Raw genomic sequence first — 1,467 nt, forward strand, 5'->3', positions numbered from 1 at the left:
CCAGGTCTACGACGGCCTGGCGCGAATGGTCGCCGACTCGGGGATCGCGGTCCTTCTCGTCGAGCAGAACGTCACGAAGACTCTAGAGCTCTGCGACCGCATCGCGGTCCTGTCCGAAGGCCACATCGTCTTCGACGAGTCCGCGGCCGGAACCAGAGCCGATGAAGTCGGAGCCCACTACTTCTCTCAAGAGGGCAGCGCCTCATGACGTACTTCCTCCAGCAGCTCGTCAACGGAATCGCGATCGGCGCGCAGTACTCGCTGTGGTGTGTCGGGTACGGGCTGGTGTACCAGGTCCTCGGCCTCATGCACTTCGCTCACGGCGACACGTTGATCTTCGCCGCGTTCTTCGCTAGCACCCTTGTCTTCGCCGGCATCCCATTTCCAATTGCCGTGATTGCCGGCATGCTTCTCGCGGCCGCCCTCGCGATCATGATCGAGCGGACCATCTACCGGCCGTTGATGTCTCGAAATCAGCTCTTCATGGCCTTCATCGCGGCCATGGCCGCAGGCTTCGTGCTCAGGAATCTCGTCCAGCTCTTCTGGGGCGTCCAACCACGAGTCTTCCCCGAGGGCCTCCTTCCGATGGGCTCGGTGAAGGTGGGCGACATCCGTATCACCTACCTCGCCATGATGAACCTCGCCGTCGCGTTGGCGATTGTCGTCGCGTTCCAATTGTTCCTCTCACGGAGCCGGCACGGTCAGGCGATCGTCGCCGTCTCACAGGATCGATCGACAGCCGAGCTGATGGGCATCCGCGTGAACCGCATCGTGGCCCTCGTCTACGGCTTGAGCGGTGCCATCGGCATGGTGGGGCTCTTCATGTACGTGGCCGAGTTCCGGACGATCACGATCGGACTCGGATTCCTCATCACGCTCAAGGCCTTCATCGCCGCCATCATCGGCGGCATCGGCTCGATCAGGGGCGCGGTCCTCGGCGGCATGGTGCTCGGCATCTTGGAGGCGATGGTGTCGGCATACCTGTCCAGCACCTTGGTCGAGGCCATCGTCGTGCTCTGCCTGATCGTGTTCCTGCTTGTCAGGCCGAACGGAATCATCGGCATCAAGGAGAGCGTGAAGCTGTGACGCTGTACTTCGCCGACCTCGCCCTCGGGATGCACTTCGAATCGACCGGGCGGACGATCACGGAGTCCGACATCGTCGCTTTTGCCGGCCTCTCGGGCGACTTCAACCCGTTGCATACGGACGAGGAGTGGGCCCGGGCGAACACCGGTTACGGAGGTCGTATCGCCCATGGGCTTCTCGTGCTGGCCGCCTCGAGCGGCCTACGGACGCCCCAGCTAGACGAGATCCACATCCTCGCCTTCCTCGCCGTCGAGCGTCAGATGAAAGCCGCCACTCGTCCCGGCGACACGATCCGGCAGACCCAGGAGGTCGTCGACCTGCGCGCCAGCGAATCACGTGCAGGCGCGGGGATCGTCACTCTCGCCGTGAGTGTGGTGAAGC

Annotated in this window: 2 protein-coding genes and 1 pseudogene; all 3 read left to right on the top strand. The window is 63.3% G+C overall.

Annotated features, from left to right (window positions below):
- A pseudogene (locus AC1DW9_RS36625) lies at positions 1-208 on the top strand (hypothetical protein); the annotation flags it as partial.
- Positions 205-1,086, top strand: a complete 882-nt coding sequence (locus AC1DW9_RS36630) for a branched-chain amino acid ABC transporter permease (RefSeq protein ID WP_476855415.1) — start codon at positions 205-207, stop codon at positions 1,084-1,086. The pseudogene AC1DW9_RS36625 and the gene AC1DW9_RS36630, both read left to right, overlap by 4 nt.
- Positions 1,083-1,467, top strand: a 385-nt coding sequence (locus tag AC1DW9_RS36635; RefSeq protein WP_476855416.1) for a MaoC family dehydratase, incomplete at its 3' end; no start/stop codon positions are given. The genes AC1DW9_RS36630 and AC1DW9_RS36635, both read left to right, overlap by 4 nt.

This window comes from Allobosea sp. P4_E12 (genome assembly GCF_056401655.1).